The sequence below is a fragment of the Oceanobacillus luteolus genome (assembly GCF_023715655.1).
GTDB classification, from domain to species: Bacteria; Bacillota; Bacilli; order Bacillales; family Amphibacillaceae; genus Oceanobacillus; species Oceanobacillus luteolus.
In genome coordinates, this window is sequence record NZ_JAMBON010000050.1 from 1 (window position 1) to 18,380 (window position 18,380).

Sequence of the window (18,380 nt, forward strand, 5' to 3'; positions counted from 1 at the left end):
TGATCCTAAGACCATTATCTAGGAATATCCCAGAGCGTCCAAGTCATTTGACATATCAACAGGTTGATTAACAAGGGAAATAATAGGCGGAAACTAAGTGCCTAAACATAATATACGAGGAGGAATTGACTTGAAGAAAATAGTAGCAGCATTAATGACAGGAATAATCCTATCAGGTGCAGCTGTAACTACCGCTTCAGCACAAGAACATGAAGTTCAACCAGGGGAGAACCTATGGGATATCGCAAAGGAGTATGATACTTCTATTGACGAGTTAGTGCACATCAATGATTTAAAGACGACAGTAATTCAGCCAAAACAAATTTTGAATATACATGATACTTACGTTGTACAACGTGGAGATACATTAATTAGTATAGGTAAGGAGTACGATGTATCCGTAAACGATTTGAAGAAATGGAATGACTTGAAAACTTCACTTATCGTTATTGGACAAGAACTCCAAATCAAAGGTAAAAAAGTAGATAAAGAGGATCGTGTGATACCTCAAGCACAAACAACAGAAGCACCTGCTAAGAAAGAAAAAGCCGAGACACCTGCTAAGCAAGAAGCAAAACCAGCTTCTAAAACGGCAGCGGCGGAAGAAAAACCACAAGGTAACACTATCTCAGTATCTGCAACAGCTTATACAGCAGACTGTGAAGGTTGCTCAGGTGTCACGTATACTGGAGTTGACTTAAATAAAAACCCTAATGCAAAAGTTATTGCAGTAGATCCAAATGTAATCCCATTAGGTTCTGAAGTTTATGTAGAGGGTTATGGCTACGCAATTGCAGCTGACATTGGCAGTGCAATTAAAGGCAATAAAATTGATCTTCATGTTCCATCAAAAAGTGAGGCCGTCAATTGGGGCGTTCGCACAGTTGATGTAACAATTGTTGAATAACAACAGAATCACAGGTAAAAAACTAAAAGGAAAGCATCCATTAATAATGGATTGCTTTCCTTTTAATTTTCTATAATATGCATTTCTCCGGATTGTTCTATTTCAACCACGGGACGGTCGTCTTGAAATAAACCGAATAAGCCAATAACAACAATAAATGTAACAAAGACAGCCAACAGAATGATTCGCATCTTCATGCCTCCAAAATAATTTCCTTCACTAGTATAATAGACTTTTAGAGATAATGCGATAGGTAAAAACAGGGAGTTCAAATATTGTTCGGATTATCGTCCTGATTTTAACAAAGGGGCATACATATGTTAAACTATAAAAGTAATGTAAGCGCAATCATCGCGGGTGAAGGAGGTTTTTTTATGTCGAGTAAGGCGTTGGGGCAGTTTTTAGATGAGAATATAGAAGATTTGAAGAGTAGAGGATTATACAATGAGATAGATATAGTTGAGGGGGCTAACGGGCCGACGATCCACATTGAAGGAAAGGAATTGATTAATCTTTCTTCCAATAACTATCTGGGCCTTGCCACAAATAATACGTTGAAGCAAGTGGCAAATGAAGCTGTCGCATCACATGGAGTTGGAGCAGGTGCTGTGCGTACTATAAATGGTACGTTGGATTTACACAAGGAACTGGAGAGAAAGATTGCTGCATTTAAAGGTACGGAAGCAGCGATATCCTATCAATCTGGTTTTAATTGTAACATGGCAGCCATTTCTGCTGTCATGGATAGGAACGATGCAATTTTATCAGATGAATTGAATCATGCATCGATTATTGATGGTTGCCGGCTTTCCAAGGCGAAAATTATTCGTGTCAATCATTCGGATATGGATGATCTTCGTAAGAAAGCGAAAGAAGCGGTGGAATCAGGTCAGTATAATAAAGTGATGGTCATTACAGATGGTGTATTTTCGATGGATGGGGATATCGCTAAATTACCGGAGATTGTAGAAATTGCTGAGGAGTTTGATTTAATCACCTATGTGGATGACGCTCATGGTTCGGGTGTGCTTGGTAATGGTGCAGGAACAGTGAAACATTTTGGTTTGCAGGATAAAGTGGATTTCCAAATCGGTACCCTATCAAAGGCGATTGGTGTTGTTGGAGGATATGTGGCAGGGAAGAAGAATCTCATTGATTGGCTGAAAGTTGCTTCCCGTCCATTCCTATTCTCAACCGCAGTAACTCCAGCCGATGCAGCAGCTAGTGCGAAAGCGATCGATATGCTGATGGAAAGTAACGAGCTCGTCCAATTGCTTTGGGAGAATGCAGATTATCTGAAAGCAGGTTTGAAAGATAAAGGTTTTGATATTGGAAATAGTGAAACGCCGATTACTCCAGTAATCATTGGTGATGAACAACTGACACAGAAATTCAGTAAACGTTTGTTTGAATCTGGTGTATATGCGAAATCGATTGTATTTCCGACAGTCCCAAGAGGTACAGGACGTGTTCGTAATATGCCGACAGCAGCACATACGAAAGAGATGCTTGATCAAGCCATTGCAACTTATGAGAAAATTGGTAAGGAAATGGGCATGATTTGAATACAATGACATAGGAGTATTAGAGTGGGGGGAGCTTTCTTTTTCTTCTCTAAGTATTCGTTGAACTGAATTTAGAGACAATAGAAGGAAAGGATTTTTGCTATGAAAAAAATTCTCGTAACTGGAGCGAGTGGACAAATCGGTTCCGAGCAGGTCATGAAACTACGAGATATTTATGGAGAAACCAATGTTATTGCTACAGATATTAAGGAGCCACAAGGAGAACGCGGCGATTCCTTATTTGAAATAGTCGATGTCATGGATGCAAATAAACTCTATGAAACTGCGAAATATCATAATGTGGATACCATCATGCATTTAGCTGCAGTGCTTTCTTATAAAGCTGAAATGGAGCCGATATTTGCTTGGAAGTTAAATATGGGTGGACTACTGAATGCATTGGAAGTTGCTCGAGAGCTGGATTTGCAATTCTTCACCCCAAGTTCCATTGGGGCCTTTGGTCCGGAAACGCCTAAGGATGACACACCTCAAGACACATTGCAGCGTCCGACAACGATGTATGGAATTAATAAAGTAGCGGGAGAATTGCTTTGTGATTATTATTACGAGCGGTACGGGGTGGATACAAGGGGAGTTCGTTATCCAGGCCTCATTTCCTCCAAAACGTTGCCAGGTGGAGGAACGACAGATTATGCGGTAGAAATTTACTATGAGGCATTAAAAAATAAATGCTACACCTGTTACCTCGAACAAGGGACATACTTGGATATGATGTATCTCCCGGATGCCCTTCATGCAATCATCGATTTAATGGAAGCGGATTCAAATAAACTTATTCATCGTAATGCATTTAACATCACTGCCATTTCAGCAGCTCCAGAAGATTTCGCGGCAGCGATTCAAAAACATATACCGGAATTTACAATGACATATGATGTGGATCCTGTTCGTCAGCGTATCGCCGACAGTTGGCCCAATCGATTGGATGCCAGTGCGGCTAGGGAAGAATGGGATTATAAGTATGAATATAATTTAGATAAAATGACAAAAGATATGCTGAATAAGCTCGTGGTGAAGTTACAGAATAGGAATGCGTTAGTTGATTAGTTTGCTTGCATGAAAATAGTCACATATCGAGTTAGGTAAAAGATATAAACAAAAAGATGCCTCTCCTGAGAGAGGCATCTTCTTATGCATACATTTTGTTGATTTCTTTTTGAAGTGCTTGATCGCGCACATATTCATCATAGCTCATTTCTTTATCGATGATTCCTTGTGGTGTAATCTCGATTAAGCGATTCGCGATACTGTTGACAAATTGATGGTCATGGGACGCGAATAGGATCGAACCTTTGAATTTAATCAAACCATTATTCAGTGCAGTGATCGACTCTAAGTCCAAATGGTTTGTCGGCTCATCCAAAAGAAGTACGTTCGCATTGGATAGCATCATTTTAGATAGCATACAACGAACTTTTTCTCCACCGGACAATACATTTGCTTTCTTTAGAGCTTGCTCACCGGAAAACAGCATTCTTCCAAGGAAGCCTCTGAGGAAAGTTTCCGTTTGATCTTCCGGAGAGAATTGACGTAACCAGTCTACTAAAGTCATCTCATTCCCCTCGAAGAATTCCGAGTTATCCTTAGGGAAATATGATTGGGAAGTAGTTACTCCCCATTTGAATGTACCGGCATCTGGTTCCATTTCACCCATAAGGATTTTGAACAGTGTTGTTTTTGCGATATCATCACGGCCGACAAGAGCGATTTTATCATCCTTGTTCATCGTAAAGCTCACATTATCCAGTACAACCGTATCACCGATTTTTTTCGTCAATCCTTCGACACGAAGCAAATCATTCCCGATCTCGCGTTCCGGTGTGAAAGAGATATAAGGATATTTTCTCGAAGAAGGCTGAATATCATCAAGTGTGATATTATCAAGCATTTTTTTCCTTGATGTTGCTTGCTTGGATTTCGATGCGTTAGCACTGAAACGCGCAATAAAGGCTTGCAACTCTTTAATTTTTTCTTCTTTTTTCTTGTTGGATTCTTGAGCCATTTTTGCAGCTAATTGGCTTGATTCATACCAGAAATCGTAGTTTCCTACTGTAATTTGGATTTTACCAAAGTCCACATCAGCAATATGGGTACAAACTTTATTCAAGAAGTGACGGTCGTGGGATACGACAATTACTGTATTTTCAAAGTTGATCAGGAATTCCTCAAGCCAATGTATTGCTTGAATATCAAGTCCGTTTGTCGGCTCATCCAGTAAAAGGATATCGGGATTACCAAATAAACTTTGTGCCAATAACACTTTAACCTTTTCGTCTTCTGCAAGCTCAGACATCAATTTACTATGAAGCTCTTCACCGATTCCTAAGCCTTTAAGAAGGATGGCGGCATCAGATTCTGCTTCCCAGCCATTCATCTCAGCGAACTCGCCTTCCAGCTCGGCAGCACGGATTCCATCTTCTTCAGTAAAATCTTCTTTCAAATAAATTGAATCCTTTTCCTTCATAACTTCGTATAATTTACTATGACCCATCAGTACAACTTCAATGACAGGGTATTCTTCATAGGCGAAGTGGTCCTGCTTAAGTACCGCAATCCGCTCACCCGGCGTCAAAGAAACGTTACCTGTTTGGGGCTCGATTTCACCAGATAATATTTTAAGGAAAGTTGACTTTCCTGCACCATTTGCACCAATTACTCCATAACAGTTACCAGGAGTAAACTTTAGGTTGACATCTTCAAACAATTTTTTATCGCCATATCGTAAGCCTACATTTGTAACGGTAATCATTATATTATATCCTCCAAATAAAAAATCTAGGCCGCCCGCAAATGGCGCGAGTAACCTTTACATTTGTAATCTAACTATCACAGTAAGCTTACGTTATTTAAGTGGATTCGTCAATCAAAAATCGCATATAAACATAGATGATACAAGACTTTATGTAAATTTCCTGACTGAATTAAAAAGTACTTGGCGAAATGCGATTTTTGTGTAATAGTAGATGAAGCTCAATAATTTTGAGTGGCGGGGGAAAGGGGGAATCATTATGGAAGAAAGAGAGATTTATTTCCTGTTTACAGATACGGGTACAAGTCTCGCCAAGCTCATTAACTTTTTCACCAAGCAGGAATTGAATCACGTATCCATATCCTTTACGAAGGATTTTCAAACCTTATACAGCTTTGGAAGAAAGCGTCCGAAAAATCCGTTTATCGGTGGATTTGTCCATGAAGATATTACGAGTGACTTTATGGCAAATGCTGACTGTGCTATATATTCTCAAGCGATCAGTGAGTGTGATTATAATAAAATGATGAAAAAAATACATGAGTTTGAAGCGAAACAGGATGATTATCGCTACAATTTCATCGGTCTATTTGGTGTACTGCTCCGTATTAAAATCGAGCGACGTGCTGCATTATTTTGTTCCCAATTCGTTGCGACCGTCATTCAAGAATCGGATCGGTTCACATTTGATAAACCGACATGTTTCATCACGCCACACGATATTCGAAATCTCCCGGATAACCGTTTAATATATAAGGGAAAACTGAAGGAATATCAAGTCGAAATGACTAAACCTGAGTCGACACGTCTTGTTTTAGGCGATCAGACAACACCAAAGCAATCATTTATTTATAACATATCCAATAAGTTTAAGCGTTTAGTCATTAAATAAAAAGAGCCTTTCTATGTGGAAAGGCTCTTTTTTCTATATTTATATAATTACATGTTGTAGTAGCTAAGAAATCCAACCTTAAGATTGGATTTTTTTCTTTAATATAATCGGCATATCTTATTGCTGATTCACTTGCTGTTAACTCTACGTTCAACTATTCGAAATATCTTTTAAAAATCCTCTTGACAAAAACCATGAACGCGAATATTCTGTATGTAACTATAAAAGTTGTGTAAGGTAAACAAAAGAGGAGGGAGCTAAGATGAGAGTGTTCAGGCAAAAGTTATGGCTAGTCACAGTTTTTGCGTTTGGCCTTTTGTTCGCTGGTTGTGATGGTGGGGAATTGGAATCTTCGGCATCAGAGGAATCGGATGAAAAAATCAAAGTATTGACGACAATCGCTCAGATCGGTGAGCCGTTATCAGTGATTGGTGGAGACCGGTTAGAAGTGGAGAGTTTGATGGGACCGTCGGTGGACCCACATCTTTATAATCCGACTCAGAGCGATATTGCAAAAGTAGACGATGCGGAGATTATTTTTTACAATGGCTTAAATTTGGAAGTGAATATGGTTCCAGTTTTTGATTCGATTGGAAAATCTAAGCCTGTTCTTGCAATTGGAGAAGCGATATCTCAAGAAAGAATTTTAAATGATGAGGATGGGGCAATTGACCCGCACATCTGGTTTGATATTGATCTCTGGGAAGCTGCATTGGATGCCGCCGTGGAGGAATTAAAAGCTTATTCTCCAGAGGATGCAGACTTTTTTGAAGAAAATAAGCTTGCGTATTTTAGTGAATTGGAGAAGTTGAGAGAAGAAGCAAATCAGTTATCTGATATTCCTGATAGTAAACGTATCCTTGTCACGGCTCATGATGCATTTGGCTATTTTGGCAATACACATGACATTGAAGTGATCGGTTTACAAGGGTTGAGCACAGAAGATGAGATTGGTATATCTGATATAAACGAGATAATTGCACTTATTAAGGAACACCGCGTTCCTGCAATTTTCATAGAGAGCAGCATCAATTCCAGTGCAATTGAAGCGGTAATTGAAGGAGCTCAAAGTGAAGGTGTTGAGGTAGAGCTTGGAGGAGAGCTGTATTCGGATGCGATGGGATCGCCTGGAACGGATGAGGGCACTTATATTGGGATGTACCGTCATAATATCCAAACAATATACGAAGCGTTGATGGGAGAGTGAGAAAAATGGGGGAAATAATATTACAAGTGGATAACCTTTCTGCTTCCTATCGGAAAACGACCGTATTAAATAATGTCAATTTTAAGATACGGAAGGGATCATTGACCGGAATTATCGGACCGAATGGAGCGGGTAAATCTACACTTTTGAAAACAATACTAAATTTACATCCGGCTTTGACTGGCTCAGTGAGATTTTTTAATCAACCTTTTCAACAAGCGAAGAAACGAATCGGCTACGTACCTCAGCGTGGCTCTGTAGATTGGGATTTTCCAACGGACGCACTAGATGTAGTGACAATGGGTTTATATGGAAAAATCGGCTGGCTCAAGCGGCCGAACCGCAAACATAAACAATTGGCTTATGAAGCACTGGAGAAAATGGGGATGGCGGATTATGCCAACAGACAGATCAGTCAGCTTTCAGGTGGTCAGCAGCAACGTGTATTCCTAGCGAGAGCCTTAGTGCAGGATGCTGACTTTTATTTTATGGATGAGCCGCTTGCCGGGGTGGATGCTGCAACAGAACGGGCGATTATGAATATACTCAAAGAATTGAAGGCAAATGGAAAAACGGTGATGGTCGTTCATCATGATTTACAAACGGTAGAAGATTATTTTGACCATGTACTTCTGCTTAACAAGACACTTCTTTGCCATGGTAGAACGGAAGAGATTTTTACAAAAGAGAATATCGCAAAAACCTATGGTGGAAATATGCGTTGGATGGGAGAGAACAGAGAGTATGCTGTCCATTCTGTGGAATAGTAACACGGGCTGGGTGCTTCTGAGTACGATGACGTTAGGTATAGCTGCTGGGGCAATCGGCTGTATGGCATATTGGAAGCGTCAAAACCTGATGAGTGATGTGCTTTCCCATGCTGCATTACCTGGAGTCGTTATTGCATTCTTACTGTTGGGTGAGAAAAATTTGCTTGTTCTTATTATTGGAGCGGCAATCAGCGCTCTTGTAGGAGCGTTTTTCATCCAATGGATCACGACCTCGAGTAGAATTTCAGAGGACTCTGCGATGGGGATGATCTTAGCGGTATTTTATGGTATGGGAATTATGCTTTTAACGATTGCCAACCGTTCTGCGGGAGGTAACCAGAGTGGGCTTGATAGTTTTATTTTCGGGCAAGCAGCTGCAATGGTCCGCTCCGATGTGGTCACGATGCTGATCTTGGCTGTGCTTGTATTGTTGATCGTGTTTATTGGATTCAAAGAATGGAAAATCTACTTGTTTGACCAACAGTTTGCAAAGGGCCTCGGGTTATCCATTCAGAGTATGAGCACGTTATACACGGTTGTGCTCGTTACAACAATTGTTATTGGCATTCAAGCTGTTGGAGTCATATTAATGGCAGCTTTACTAATCATTCCGGCTGTCAGCGCCAGATATTGGACTCAATCTTTTCAAATGATGATTATGCTATCTGCGTTATTTGGTGGACTGTCGGGGGTTAGTGGAACCCTGATAAGCACCATGGGGAATGGATTACCTACAGGACCATTCATTGTAGTAGTTGGAGCGGGCTTTTTTATGGTATCTCTTATTTTCGGCAAAGAAAAAGGGCTGCTTATCAACTATATTCAATATAAATTCCAACAGAAAAAACAGATGGAAGTTTTAAAGCAGGAGGGTGGCCGATTATGAGTTATACATTCTGGATCTTATTGACCGCTTCGTTAGTTGGCTTATCCTGTGGGATTATCGGTGTTTTCCTTATTTTGCGAAAGACGGCGATGATGGCAGATGCAATCAGCCATACAGTTTTGTTGGGGATTGTATTAGCCTATATTGTGACAAAAGAAGTGAGTGGAATGGCGATGCTTATTGGTGGGATCTTAGCTGGAATTGCTACTGCATTTCTCGTGCAATCGCTGCATTCCCTGCAAGTACAACATGATGCAGCGATGGGAATTGTATTCACGACTCTATTTGCAATAGGGGTCATCTTAATTTCAACCTCTGTTGGAAATGCCCACCTTGACGTTCAACATGCTTTAATGGGGGAAATCACCTTTATTCCTTTCCATACAATCACTTTGCCGCTTATCGGGGACATACCTCAGGCGACGGCATTGTTGCTCTTCGTACTGGTGGTTGTCATTGTTTCCATAATTGCATTCTACAAAGAATGGAAATTAACTTCCTTCGATCCTGCTTTGGCAGCAAGTCTGGGGATTCCGGTACTGTTCATGCACTATCTGTTTATGGGGCTCGTTTCCGTGACGACTGTCGCTTCCTTTGATGCGGTTGGAGCAATTATGGTTGTTGCGATGCTTATTACTCCAGCTGCTTCTGCATATTTATGGACCGACAAGCTAATTATTATGATTATCTTGAGTGGTGGATTTGGAGTTGTATCTTCTATTGTTGGGTATTATGTAGCGGCCTGGATAGATACATCCATATCCGGTTCGATGGCATTTACCACCGGAGTCGTTTTTCTAATCAGTTTCATTTTTTCACCAAAGCATGGTTTAATTGCAAAACGTTTGAAGCCTGTTGGTCAAATGTAAAATAAAAGAAAGGTGATTGTCCCCAAAAGGGTGCAATCACCTTTTCATTAATATGGATCGGCATCGTGGCCTTTTTCAATCGCTTCATCTACAGCTTGGTCAGCCTCTTTGGCTCCAAGTGGATGCATTTCTTCAGCGGTTTCCTCTGACATCGAGGATGTCTTTTTGCTTGCTTCAAGTAAACCTTCCCGCAACCTGCGTCCGTATTCTTCATCCGCTTCCTCGGCTAAAGCAATCATTTTATCCTGGATCACTTTTTTACAAGTGGACAGGTCGTTTACCAAGTTCGAAATCAGCTCGTCTTTTTCCCATTGCTCGAATTCCCGATACGTTTGACCAGCTTGTTTCGTGTTGTCGTTTCGGTCGATTGATTCGCGGACAAGCTCGCCTTCAACATAAGGCTTATGGTCTTTACCAAGCTGCTCTGCTTCTTTAAGACCACCTAAATCTGAAGGTTCGTAGTTCACATGCAAGTTTTGTCCAGGGGCTTTATCATTTTCATAGCGCATTTGTCCGCCTTCCTGGTTCGTCGCAACCCGCTTTTTCGCTGCGTTGATCGGCAATTGTAAATGGTTTGCTCCAATCCGGTAACGCTGCGTGTCCGAATAGGAGAAGGTACGGCCTTGAAGCATTTTATCATCGGAGAAATCCAATCCATCTACTAATACACCCGTTCCGAATGTGGATTGTTCCACTTCATTAAAATAGTTTTCTGGATTTTTATTCAATACCATCTTTCCGACAGGAAGCCATGGGAACTGATCTTTTGGCCATAATTTCGTATCATCCAATGGGTCGAAATCCAGCTCTGGATGCGGGCCGTCTTCCATAATTTGAACAAATAGCTCCCATTCCGGATAGTCGCCTCTTTCAATCGCTTCGTACAAGTCTTGTGTAGCATGGTTAAAGTTCTTCGCTTGAATTTCTTGTGCTTCTTTTGTCGTCAGATTCTTAATTCCTTGTTTCGGTTCCCAATGATATTTCACTAGAACGGCTTTACCTTCTGCGTTTACCCATTTGTATGTGTTTACCCCAGATCCTTGCATCATTCGATAGTTGGCCGGTATACCCCAAGGTGAATAGATGAAAGTCACCATATGGAAAGATTCCGGTGAATTGGCACAGAAATCAAAAAAGCGCTCACTATCTTGAATGTTTGTCACTGGGTCTGGACGGAAGGCGTGGATCATATCCGGGAATTTCATCGCATCTCTAATAAAGAATATTTTAATATTGTTACCGACTAAATCCCAGTTTCCATCTTCTGTGTAAAATTTTACTGCGAAACCTCTCGGATCCCTTACTGTTTCTGGTGAATGAATTCCGTGAACTACGGTAGAGAAGCGGACAAAAACAGGAGTTTGTTTCCCTTTTCCTTGAAAAACTTTTGCACGGGTATACTTGGAAGCCGGTTCATCTCCAACCGTTCCATAGGTTTCAAAGTAACCATGGGCACCTGCACCACGGGCATGTACAATCCGTTCTGGTATTTTCTCACGGTCGAAATGACTGATCTTTTCTATGAAATCATAGTTTTCAAGCATGGCAGGACCGCGGTTCCCAACGGTTCGGATGTTCTGATTATTAGTGACAGGATGTCCTTGGCGCGTCGTTAACGTGTCTTCATTTTCTACATGTGTTTCATATTTTTCCTCAGAGTGCTCTTTACTCATGCATAATCCCTCTTTCTTGAAATAGTAAGTCTATAATTATCCTGTCCATATTGGATAACTACATACGTATAAAAGAAAGAAGTACCAATGTTGGAAAAGGCATGTGAATCAAATCCACATGCCTTGCATCATTCTATTATTTCCTATCCCTCTTCATAAACAGCGACAGCAGTAATCCGGTAACCGAAAAGATGAAAGCAACTAAGAATGCGTTTTTTACACCTTGTAAAAATTGCAATGGATCTGATGTTTCCATTCCTGATGCTGTCTTGCTTATAAATGAAATGATAAACGTTAATCCGAGCGAACCGCCGAATTGTCTGGCTGTATTGATGCTAGCAGTTCCATGGGCAATGGCTGAATCAGGCAACCCATTAATCCCGGCTGTCATAATCGGCATATTGATGAAGGCGACACCGGCCATGGATATGGCAAACAGGACAGATGTAAACAGGAAAGAGCTGGACGTGTCTGCCCCAAAGTAATAACCGATCGTTGCAGCTGAAATAAGGATAAATCCAAGGATCGTCATGATTTTTCCGCCGTGTTTATCGTAGATCTTGCCGGCGAAGAAACTCATGATTGCCAAGGTTAATGCTCCTGGAGCGACAACCAAACCTGCGTAGACCGGGGATAGCTGCTGTGCATTTTGCACGAACATCGGTATGATCGTTTCGATGGATATCAATAAACTGAAGGCAATGATTGTGATAACCGTCGACAGAGCGAAGATTGGAACCTTGAGAACACGAAGATCCAAAATAGGTTGTCTTAAACGAAATTGCCTTAATGCAAATAGGACAATAGCGATTACTCCTACCGATATAGTCAGGATGCTGCTTGTGCGGCCAAAGTCTGACTCGGCCATGCTGAATCCAATAAGAACACCGCCGAAACCTATGCTGGAAAGAAGTATGGATAAGATATCAATTTCAGTTTCCCGCTTTTCCGTTACATTTTGCATGAATATATAAGTAAATACAAGGATGATTGCTGCTACCGGAAGTGTAAATAAAAAGATGGCACGCCATTCAAAATGTTGGATGATGATTCCTGAAATGGGCGGGCCGATTGCAGGAGCCACGTTGATCACGAGACCAGAAAGCCCCATTGCATAACCTCTCTTTTCCCGTGGATAAACAAGGAAGAGGACGGTTTGCATAAGCGGCATCATAATCCCTGAGCTCATTCCTTGGATGATTCTTCCTGCAAGCAATACTTCGAAGGAAGGCGCAAATAAACCTAATAATGTACCAATGAAAAACAAGAACATTCCACTCGTCATCAATGTTCTTGTCGTGAATTTATCCATTAAAAATGCTGTCATAGGAATAAGTATCGCAATCGCCAACATAAAGCTTGTTGTCAGCCATTGGACTTGACTTGCATTAATTTCAAATTCATCCATGATTTTAGGGAAAGCGGTAATCAGGAGAAATTGCATCAAAACTGAAAAGAATGAACTGGATAGCACGATTGCCACTAGCAGTCTTCTATGTGTTGTAGATAAAAATTCTCGGGTCATCGAATGCAGTTTCCTCCTTTATAACTAATGCGTACAACTAACACTAAGATATCAGAGCCCGAATGAATTGGAAACAGACAAGCATTATCTCCTGTTATCCACTTATCTTTCTTATAGAAAGTTAAAAAATCCCCACCCGGAATAGGGGAGGGGATTGGGTGCCATTTCATTTAGTTGTTCGCTGTAGCTGCACCTTCTACGTTTGGACGGTTGTCCTCTTTGATCATTGCGGCTGCGATCGTTCCGATAATCAGCAGGAATCCTGCAAAGTAGAAGCCCATGTTCAAGCTTCCAGTAACATCGGTTAGGAACCCAGTGATGTACGGAGCTAGGATGGAACCACACATACCGATAAAGTTATATACACCGAATGACGTACTGTAAGCATGTTTTGGAGCGTTGTCTGCCACTACTGCTACAAGTACAGGGTTTGTACTGATTTTACCAAAGATACCGTAACCGATTAATGATGCATAAAGTACCCACATGCTATCAAATGCAACAATTGAAATGATGGCGATAATGGATAATGGCATCATCACTAGCAATACCGGACGACGTTTACCCATACGGTCGGCAATCCAACTGAACAGAATTGAACCAGGAATAGCTGCCCAAGGTACAAGGGATGCAATAAATGCTACCGATCCGCCTGTAATACCACGTGCATGCTGTAGGTAATACGGCATCCAAGTTACGACTACGAAGAATGCATAGATTGCAGTGAAAATGACGATATAGGAAAGTACTAGGTTTCTGTTTTTGAATAGATCCCCAAGTTTAACTTTTTCACCACTATCAACTTCAGCCTGATGTTCCGCTTTCGTTTTACGTTTTTCTTTAATGACCCACATCATGAGTAACCCGATCAGGATGACGGGAATCGCGATAATGTAGAATGGAGCTCTCCAACTCATTCCGAGCTCACCGACCGTATAACTGGAAATAAAGTAACCAATCGAGATACCGAACGCCATCCCACTGTTGATAATCGCACTACCTACAGTGATGTGTTTAGGTGGAATCGATTCGGATGATAGCCCGTAAGAAGGACCATAGTAGAATCCTTGGAAAATACCAACCATTGCCCACATGGTGATGAACATGAAGAATGTTGGCATCATACCTGTAAGTGCTGCAAAAATACCGAAGAGAATAACGCCAGGAACGACGACACGTTTCTTACCGATTTTATCCCCAAGCATTCCTGCCGGTACGTTCATTGCTGCATAGCCTAGAAAGAAAATACTGCTGATAAGACCTAATGTAGAAGTGGAAAGACCAAATTCGGTTTGAATATTATCCATAACTGGATTCAATACGGATCGCGTCGCATAGATGGCAACCCAACCTAAAAAGAAGATCGTGACAATTTTAACCCAGTAAGGAATGAGTGTTTTTTTCTCATTTTGTTCTTTTACAGGAATCTCTGTAGCTGCTTTTGCCATTGTTGTTTCCTCCTTCATTATTATGAATAAAATAAATGATTACTTATCTTGTACTTTCATGATACGGCAGAGGACATTGCAATCGAATAAAATAAAGAGAGGAGACATTACAAAAACATTAAAAATTAGTTATTTGTGATAAATGAGTGGAGTTGATTTAGGGTTAGATTGTCCAATGTGGACAAATGCGATTAGAATGTTGGTTGGAATAGATAACAATGAAAAAACTCTGTTTATCCTTAGAGATAAACAGAGCTTTATTTTTATTTCTCCATCATATTTTGTAACGCATCATAAATCTCGGGCGCGACTTTATTCAACCGGACAGGTTTCCATTCTGGATTTACCCACATATGTTTTGTTGAACCTTTTGCCAACAGTTCGCCAAATGGCTCTGCAGTTGTCATTGTGTCCATCTGTTTATATTCTTCTTCGGTGATTTTCCGTGCTTCATAATGGAACTCCAGCCGAACAGGCGAGTATGTTGCTACTTTAGAGTAAATCACAACACAATCATCAAAATGGGCAGATTTTTTATAGTCCACTTCTGCATGGAGTACAGGAAGGAGAAGACCTTGTTCCTCCATTTTGTAATAATTCATTCCATAATGTCGCATCCATTCTGTCCGGCCGACTTCAAACCATGTGATGTAATTACCGTGGTGGACAACGCCCATACGATCGGTATCTTTATATTGGACTCGCATTTTATGTTGATGCCATACTTCACTCATCGTTAACCCTCCGTTATTTCTTCGCAAGTAATTCTTCCGCTTTTTCTTTAAGGCGGAACTTCTGGACTTTTCCAGTACTCGTCATCGGCCAGTCTGATGCCTCGATGAACCAGACGTGTCGCGGTACTTTAAAGCGGGCAAGCTGTGAAGAGCACCAGTCTACGATATCCTTACGTGATAGATCCTCCCCATCTTTCAATTCAATAAATGCTGCACCGATTTCCGTCGTTAATTTATCTGGCACACCAATGACATTCACTTGATTCACTGCTGGATGCTTGGAAATAACGATTTCCACTTCCCGAGGAGAAACGAGCTCACCGGATACTTTATAAATTTCTTTACTTCTGCCAAGAATTTGTAAATACCCATTTTCATCGATTCTTCCTACATCCCCGGTGCGCAGCCAGCCATCTTTATCAATCGTTTTCGCTGTTTCTTCTGGTTTTTTGTAATAACCATGGGTAACTGTATTCCCGCGTACCACCAATTCTCCAACTGCACCTGCAGGGAGGGTGGCGCCTGTATCCGGATCAACGGTTTTATATTGTACGGAGCTGCCATCAAACTCTGATAATCCACTAACTCCATTTAATTTCGGACGGCCGACCCTAGTGGAAATCCGCTCTAGGGAATCTCCAATCTCTGTCGTGACGCCAGAAGAAGCAACTTCTGTCTGTCCGTATCCTGTGATGATCTCGGTCAACCCTAGGGTTTCCACAGCTTTTTCCCATACTGGTATCGGCGCAGGCGCAGCACCGCACCACATCGCGAATAAATGGGATAAATCGAATTCCTTCACTTGTGGGTGATTCAATAATGGAACTAATGTAGTCGGTACACATAAATAATCATTTGCTTGATACTTTTCCATCAATTGTAAAGATAGAAGTGGAGATGCTCCAACTGCCGAGATGAACGAGCCGCCGACAAAGGACATAGCAAGGATCGCTTCAATAATGGCAAAGCAATGATAAAAAGGCAGAGGTGCGAAGGTGACTCGTCCGTCTTCAATCGCACGGCTTAAGCATGTCCCGTATGCAGAACGTAAAAGCATATCGTGGGTCAGCATGACACCTTTTGGACTTCCAGTGGAACCGGAAGTGTACATAATGATCGCTACTTCATCCGGAAAACGGGATTCATTTTGTCTCTCTGTCAATTCTTGATCTGAAACTGCATTGCCGTTTGTTAAAAAATCTTCCCAAGATAGAAACTGCTCGTCGATTGTACGGCTTTCATCTTTATTGATCGCAATGATTTTTTCAAGCTTATTATTAGCTTGGAAATTCGGATCAGCAAGGATATCCAATAACATATCTTGATGACCTTCATCCTTCTTCGTCTGTTGAAAAATCAAATACTGTGTATCAGATTGGGAAATGATATATTTCAGTTCATCCTTCTTCAGCATCGAATTAATCGGAATGAATACAGCACCAACGATGGAAGAGGCGATCATTAATGAAGGAAAGGTAGCGTCATTCCGCATTAAAATTGCAATATGATCGCGACGCTTTACCCCAAGCTCCATAAACGCTTTTGCGTACTGGACAGCATCTCTCCAAATATCTTCATATGTATATTCCTCATCATCCATATATAGATAAGGACGGTCTTTATACGCTTTACAAGCTTTTTGGAAATGAGCGGCAATCGTATCCCTAGGCCAGACAGGGAAACGCGCTTCTAGAGATTTTCTTCTTTCTTCCACACTTGGCAATATTGGAACTTTCTTCTTCGTCGTTGTCACTGAACTTCCCCCTTAATTAAAACTTTTTGAATGCAATTACCGCGTTATGGCCACCGAATCCAAACCCATTGGATAAAGCAATATCAATTTCCCCTTCGACTGCTTGATTAGCGACATAGTCCAAGTCACATTCTGGATCGGGATTTTCCAAATTGATCGTTGGTGGAAAAGTATTGGTTTCCAAGCTCTTTAACGTGATGATTGCTTCGATGCCTCCTGCGGCACCAAATAAATGACCTGTCATCGATTTTGATGAACTGACTTTAAGCTTATAGGCATGGTCCCCAAACACTTCTTTCACCGCTTTCGTCTCAGAAACATCACCAGTCGGTGTACTAGTCCCATGGGCATTGATATAATCGACATCTTCAGGATCTATTCCCGCTCGTTCGATCGCAAGCTTCATCGCCCGGGATGCTCCTTGATAGTCAGGGGCTGTAATATGGTAGGCATCGGTTGTGCTGCCGTACCCAATAATTTCTCCAAGGATGGGAGCCCCGCGATTTACTGCATGCTCGTATTCTTCTAAAAATAGTACCCCGGCACCTTCAGACATGACAAAGCCGTCACGGTCAGCATCAAATGGACGCGATGCTTGTTCTGGTGTTTCATTCGCTGTAGACATCGCCCGCATTTTGGAAAAACCAGCAAAATACAGTGGATTGATTGTCGCTTCTGCACCGCCAGCCAAAATTGCATCACTATAGCCGTGTGCAATTTGATGATAAGCCTCTCCGATGGAGTGGTTGCTCGTCGCACAGGCAGAAACGGTTGAAAAACTTGGGCCCCGGAAGCCTGTCTTAATCGCTAATAAGCCAGCAAGCATATTATGGATGGACATCGGAATGAAGAACGGAGACACCCGTTTTGGTCCTTTTTCCAGCAAGACTTTATGATTCTCCATTATCGTATCCATCCCGCCAGCCCCGGAACTGATATAGATTCCGACTCGGTCTTTATTAATTTTATCCAAGTCTACCCGAGCCTGCTCCAATGCCTGCATTGCGGCGACTACTCCAAACTGGGTAAAGCGGTCATATCGCTTCAACTCTTTGCTATCGATATATTTTTCAGCTGGAAAATCCTCAACTGTTCCAGCGATCTTTGTGCTTAAGTCCTTGAATTCCTCTGACGTAACTGGCTTGATTCCGGATACCCCATTAGTTATGTTGTTCCATAAGGTTTCCACATCATTTCCTAAGGAAGACACCACGCCAGTACCTGTTACAACAACTCTTCTTTTCATTCTAAATCCCTCCTCGTATATTATGTTTAGGCACTTAGTTTCCGCCTATTATTTCCCTTGTTAATCAACCTGTTGATATGTCAAATGACTTGGACGCTCTGGGATATTCCTAGATAATGGTCTTAGGATCATTTG

The 18,380-nt window shown here is 41.4% G+C and carries 16 protein-coding genes; 8 read left to right on the forward strand and 8 right to left on the reverse strand.

The window, feature by feature from the left end; translation table 11 throughout:
- Nucleotides 1-130 precede the first annotated feature (130 nt).
- Nucleotides 131-907, forward strand: a complete 777-nt coding sequence (locus M3210_RS17695; RefSeq protein WP_251517135.1) for a LysM peptidoglycan-binding and 3D domain-containing protein — start codon at nt 131-133, stop codon at nt 905-907.
- A 62-nt stretch (nt 908-969) separates the two neighbouring features.
- Here M3210_RS17695 and M3210_RS20515 read toward each other — a convergent pair whose 3' ends face one another.
- Nucleotides 970-1,098, reverse strand: a complete 129-nt coding sequence (locus tag M3210_RS20515) for a hypothetical protein (protein ID WP_285853880.1) — start codon at nt 1,096-1,098, stop codon at nt 970-972.
- A gap of 183 nt (nt 1,099-1,281) precedes the next feature.
- On the opposite strand from M3210_RS20515, the gene M3210_RS17700 reads away from it, so the two are divergent.
- Both M3210_RS17700 and M3210_RS17705 read left to right on the forward strand, forming a co-directional pair.
- A complete protein-coding gene (locus M3210_RS17700) occupies nt 1,282-2,472 on the forward strand; it encodes a glycine C-acetyltransferase (protein ID WP_251517138.1) in 1,191 nt (396 codons plus the stop codon).
- A gap of 102 nt (nt 2,473-2,574) precedes the next feature.
- Nucleotides 2,575-3,540, forward strand: coding sequence for an L-threonine 3-dehydrogenase (locus tag M3210_RS17705; protein ID WP_251517140.1), 966 nt, complete (start codon nt 2,575-2,577; stop codon nt 3,538-3,540).
- An 82-nt stretch (nt 3,541-3,622) separates the two neighbouring features.
- On the opposite strand, the gene M3210_RS17710 is transcribed toward M3210_RS17705, so the two are convergent.
- Nucleotides 3,623-5,242, reverse strand: coding sequence for an ABC-F family ATP-binding cassette domain-containing protein (locus tag M3210_RS17710; protein WP_251517142.1), 1,620 nt, complete (start codon nt 5,240-5,242; stop codon nt 3,623-3,625).
- 259 nt (nt 5,243-5,501) lie between these two features.
- Between M3210_RS17710 and M3210_RS17715 the strand changes: the two genes are divergently transcribed.
- The 5 genes from M3210_RS17715 (at nt 5,502) to M3210_RS17735 (ending at nt 9,866) form a co-directional block, all read left to right on the forward strand.
- Nucleotides 5,502-6,134, forward strand: a complete 633-nt coding sequence (locus M3210_RS17715) for a hypothetical protein (protein ID WP_251517144.1) — start codon at nt 5,502-5,504, stop codon at nt 6,132-6,134.
- A 262-nt stretch (nt 6,135-6,396) separates the two neighbouring features.
- Nucleotides 6,397-7,341: a metal ABC transporter solute-binding protein, Zn/Mn family gene (locus M3210_RS17720; protein WP_251517147.1), complete on the forward strand. Its 945-nt coding sequence runs from the start codon at nt 6,397-6,399 to the stop codon at nt 7,339-7,341.
- A gap of 5 nt (nt 7,342-7,346) precedes the next feature.
- Entirely contained in the window at nt 7,347-8,108 is a 762-nt protein-coding gene (locus tag M3210_RS17725; protein ID WP_251517149.1) for a metal ABC transporter ATP-binding protein, read from the forward strand.
- On the forward strand, nt 8,086-8,997 hold the full coding sequence (locus M3210_RS17730; protein ID WP_251517151.1) for a metal ABC transporter permease: 912 nt from the start codon (nt 8,086-8,088) through the stop codon (nt 8,995-8,997). The genes M3210_RS17725 and M3210_RS17730 overlap by 23 nt, the downstream gene beginning before the upstream one ends.
- The gene (locus M3210_RS17735) at nt 8,994-9,866 is read left to right on the forward strand and encodes a metal ABC transporter permease (protein ID WP_251517153.1); all 873 of its coding nucleotides are present in this window, start codon (nt 8,994-8,996) and stop codon (nt 9,864-9,866) included. Before M3210_RS17730 ends, M3210_RS17735 begins: the two co-directional genes overlap by 4 nt.
- Before the next feature lie 47 nt (nt 9,867-9,913).
- Here M3210_RS17735 and M3210_RS17740 read toward each other — a convergent pair whose 3' ends face one another.
- The 6 genes from M3210_RS17740 to fabF form a co-directional block, all read right to left on the reverse strand.
- The gene (locus M3210_RS17740; protein ID WP_251517155.1) at nt 9,914-11,539 is read right to left on the reverse strand and encodes a catalase; all 1,626 of its coding nucleotides are present in this window, start codon (nt 11,537-11,539) and stop codon (nt 9,914-9,916) included.
- Between the two features lie 136 nt (nt 11,540-11,675).
- The gene (locus M3210_RS17745) at nt 11,676-13,064 is read right to left on the reverse strand and encodes a DHA2 family efflux MFS transporter permease subunit (RefSeq protein ID WP_251517158.1); all 1,389 of its coding nucleotides are present in this window, start codon (nt 13,062-13,064) and stop codon (nt 11,676-11,678) included.
- Between the two features lie 170 nt (nt 13,065-13,234).
- The gene (locus tag M3210_RS17750) at nt 13,235-14,512 is read right to left on the reverse strand and encodes an MFS transporter (protein ID WP_251517161.1); all 1,278 of its coding nucleotides are present in this window, start codon (nt 14,510-14,512) and stop codon (nt 13,235-13,237) included.
- A gap of 263 nt (nt 14,513-14,775) precedes the next feature.
- Complete coding sequence (locus tag M3210_RS17755; RefSeq protein ID WP_251517164.1) at nt 14,776-15,246, reverse strand: acyl-CoA thioesterase; 471 nt, start codon at nt 15,244-15,246, stop codon at nt 14,776-14,778.
- Nucleotides 15,247-15,259: 13 nt separating this feature from the next.
- Nucleotides 15,260-16,999: a class I adenylate-forming enzyme family protein gene (locus tag M3210_RS17760; protein ID WP_251517167.1), complete on the reverse strand. Its 1,740-nt coding sequence runs from the start codon at nt 16,997-16,999 to the stop codon at nt 15,260-15,262.
- 16 nt (nt 17,000-17,015) lie between these two features.
- A complete protein-coding gene (fabF, locus tag M3210_RS17765) occupies nt 17,016-18,245 on the reverse strand; it encodes a beta-ketoacyl-ACP synthase II (RefSeq protein WP_251517170.1) in 1,230 nt (409 codons plus the stop codon).
- Nucleotides 18,246-18,380: the final 135 nt, after the last annotated feature.